2 protein-coding genes are annotated in these 3,623 nt (G+C 65.6%); both read left to right on the top strand.

What is annotated here, in order from left to right:
• Positions 1–985 precede the first annotated feature (985 nt).
• Positions 986–2,326, top strand: coding sequence for a NucA/NucB deoxyribonuclease domain-containing protein (locus ACX9I7_RS32380; protein ID WP_459389366.1), 1,341 nt, complete (start codon positions 986–988; stop codon positions 2,324–2,326).
• A 416-nt stretch (positions 2,327–2,742) separates the two neighbouring features.
• The gene (locus ACX9I7_RS32375) at positions 2,743–3,453 is read left to right on the top strand and encodes a hypothetical protein (protein ID WP_459389365.1); all 711 of its coding nucleotides are present in this window, start codon (positions 2,743–2,745) and stop codon (positions 3,451–3,453) included.
• Positions 3,454–3,623 lie beyond the last annotated feature (170 nt).

The raw sequence follows: 3,623 nt of genomic DNA, 5'->3' as shown, positions 1-3,623 counted from the left end.
CTCATCTGCTACCGCAGACTCACCAAATGAGATGACTTCTTAAGTGGCTCATCATGCCCTTTCCCTGGCCGGGCGCCATGTCGGCCCGGGCCGGAACCCTGCCAGTTAAGTGGTGGGGAGCGGTGGTCGATTGAGGCGAATTTAGCGTCGGCAGCGATGCAGTGGCGATGACGGAATCGGCCGGTCCGAGGCGGAGCTCATCGCCTTTCACCGGCTGTTGGGCAGTCTTGACCTGCCCAGGGTTTCATCAGGATTTCATCTGCGGAGCTACGATCCGCCACCGCCGCCGCACAGATGGGCTGTTTCAGTCGTGATTCCGCTGCCGTCACCTCGACGGCCGGCGACTGCCAGAACGGATTTCATCGCCTGTCGGCGCGGCCGACCGCCACCAAGCCATCACAGTATTCGGCCATCTTGCACATTCTGAAACCGAGGGCCTTCGGCGCCCGCGGCGCCTTGAATGTTTGCGCGCCAGCGGGAACGGCCCTATGAACCATGGAGTGCAGACGATCGTCGGCATGACAGAAGAGAATCCAGCGAAACAAGCCAGACGGTGGCCGGCGGTGAGCCCGGAAGGAGGAGCTTCGATCCCGACAGCCGATCCGGCAGTGTCCGCATGATCCCCGACCGCATCCAGCACGGGCACGGAACACAACCAATCGGAAAACGAGGGGAAAACGAACATGTCCATACCAGGTTTACATCGTCACCACGGAGGACGGGACCGAAGACCGAACAGGCGGCGCCGTGCCCTGTCAAGGGCGACGCCGGCAGCCGCTGTCGCATTCGGCGGCCCAGTGACGGCCGCCGTGCCCGCACATCCTGCCGACCGCGGAAATGCCGTCGCGAAGACGGGCGGCGGTGTGAGGCCCGAACGGGCCAAAGAACGATCATGGAAGACCCCTTCCTGGCTGACGCAGACGGGTACTACGCCGGTTCGGTCCCGAGTGGATTTACATACCACCGGAAAAGGGGGAGACCACCTTTGAAACGCGCCAGTCGACTGCTGGCGGCTATAGCCGCACTCGCCCTCACCGCAGCCCCTCTCGCCCTGGGCACCTCACCGGCCGCCTCCGCAAGCCCCAAGCCCCCCGCGTCGGCCCCGGGCATCGAGTACACGGCCAAGCCCGGCGACGGTGCTCAGCGCAGCAGCAACGGCAAGGGGACGGCGGAGATGCCGATATCCCCCGACAACCCCGCGGGCACCGAGTGGCTGAACGACTGTCTCGGCTCCTCGGAGGCCCAAGCCCCCAACGGCCACGTCTACAACCGGTTCAAATGGTGCCAGGAATGGGAATTCCAGGCCAGGTACTACAAGAAGGTGGACGGCAAGCCCGTCCTGAAGGGCACCAACACGATCAAGTTCACGGCCGCCGCCATCGGCTACAACGACACCCGCGCCACCCGCGTCTTTTTCCGCGCCAAAACCGGCCAGGTCCACTACGACGGGTGGAACTTCTTGGAGAAGCGGACCGTCGCCCCGAACCTGAAGCTGGAAATCACCCCCGAATGCGTGCCGGGCGCCAATCAGCCCACCACTGCCACGTGCGGCGTCGGGCGGTCTCCGGCGAAGATGGAATGGGCCCAGTGGAGCAACTTCCCTGACTGGGTCTACTGGGACGTCTCCTCCAGCGGTGGCGAGGGCGAGGACCAGGTCGCCTTCCACCAGTGGCGCCTCAACCTGGACGGCACGAGCCCGGGATACTTGCCGACCACCGAGGGCGGTAAGACCCCCCCGATCGGTATCCGCTGCGACTCGGCCGACTACTTCAACCAACGCAACAAGAGCTACCCGCACGCCTGCATCTACACCGGGGCGCTGCCCTTCATCACCTACGGCGACAACCGCCCCAACATTCGCCAGCACATCCGCGACGCGCAGAACGCCCCGGCCACCGACGGCGTCACCTACCCCAAGGAGAACCACCCCAAGAAGGTCCCCGGCAAGTGGTCGCCTAACGCCGGGTCTCGGGGCGCGCCGCTGCACCGCGTGGAAAGCCGGGGGAAGGGTGGCGAGATCGCCAAGGCGAACGAGCAGGTGAAGAAGGCGGCATGCGGGCAGAAGAAGGGCCAGCTCAACCCGTGGGGCCCGTACTACGACGCCGCGACCGGTCTTCCGCCGTACAACACCACGGTCGACGACTGCGACGAGTACCCCTTCAGTTCCACCTATGAGGGCGCATCGTCGATCGAATGGGACTTTTCGGTGCGCAACATCGCGTACAGCGAGAACCGGGGGGCGGGCACCGATCTCGGCGACTTCTATGTCGACGACCGGATCCTGGCCTGGCCCGTAGAGGACCCGTACTGGGTGAACGTCGACTGACGTCACGCTCGGTTGACCGCCGATAGCACAAGTGCGGCCACCGTCCCCACCTCCCCCGGGGCGGTGGCCGCCGCTATCTGGTTCAGGCCCACCACCGCGTGCGCTCACAAACCACCGGGCCGCCTGCGCGAGGGCGGCCCGCGTTGGTGAAGCCGCAACCCCGAGCCGGAGCTACAGGCAGGAGACGCCACCCTGACGAGTGAGAGCGACGACCTGCTGTCCCGTCCAGTCCGAGTTGGCAGTTCGTGGGGCTCTGACCTGTGGGGCTGCCAGGTGGTTCGGGAATGGCGTCGGACGCTGTTCCCAAACGAGGTGGGTTTCGTGGAACGGAGCTCGCGCGATGGGCAGCGTCCAGGCGCCCGGGGCACCGGATACCCGTTCGGTCCCGGGCCAGTGAGGGCATGCAGAATGCGTCCATGATTGACGACTACCGGCCCGGTGATGTGCTGATGCTGGAGTGCCCGTTCACCGAGACCACGGTCACCGAGGTCTCCCGTTACTACGTCTCCGTACGGTGGCCGTGGCTGGAGGTGGACCCGCAGGCCAAGAACATCAGGTGGAACGGCCAGCGGGCGCTTCCAACGCCTGAGGCCCACGAGTGGGAGATCTTCCGAACGGAATCGGCGGAGACCGTACTGGAACCGGGTGGCACATGCCTGGTAGGCATCCCCGCGACCGTGGTGCACGTCCTGGCGGTCTATCACTTCGATCCGCCTCAGGTCACCGGCATACTGCCGCGGCCCGCGTCCTACCTCGATCTCCTACGGCAGGGTGACACCTATGACCCCGAGCATGAGGACCAGGCCTACGCGCTCGATCCGGCCGGCGGTGAACCGATCCGCATCGAACTGCTCTTCCGCCCGTATGCATTCCTCGAACCAGGCGATGAAGTCGTCGATCGGATCGGGCGCGTCTGGCGGTTCGATGCGGCCTGGGACTGGCACCCCTTTGACGGTGAGCAGCCGGGCACCCCGGCCTGGCCACTGACTCTGCTCTCCCGCAATGGTGAGCCAACGCTGGAGGAAGCCGCGGCGGTCGCCCGGGCCACGGCGGTCGGCAGCCACGCGGAGGAACTGGATCGGTGGACTGGACTTACTCTCGCGCAACCAGCCGCCCATCAGCGGTGACCTCGTCGGGATCGAGAAGATCCGATGGCAGGAGCACCGCCAGCGGCCAACTCCGCTCGATACTCGAAACGGTGAGAATCCGACAACACGGATGAGACCGAGTGAGAATCCGGCAGCTTCCGTGCGACAGGACACCCGGGAATCGCGAAGCATGTCCCTTGGGGCACGCT

This window comes from Streptomyces sp. L500 (assembly GCF_054551825.1).
Note: the sequence above shows the minus strand (reverse complement) of the source record. Positions and strands in the feature narration are given on the sequence as shown.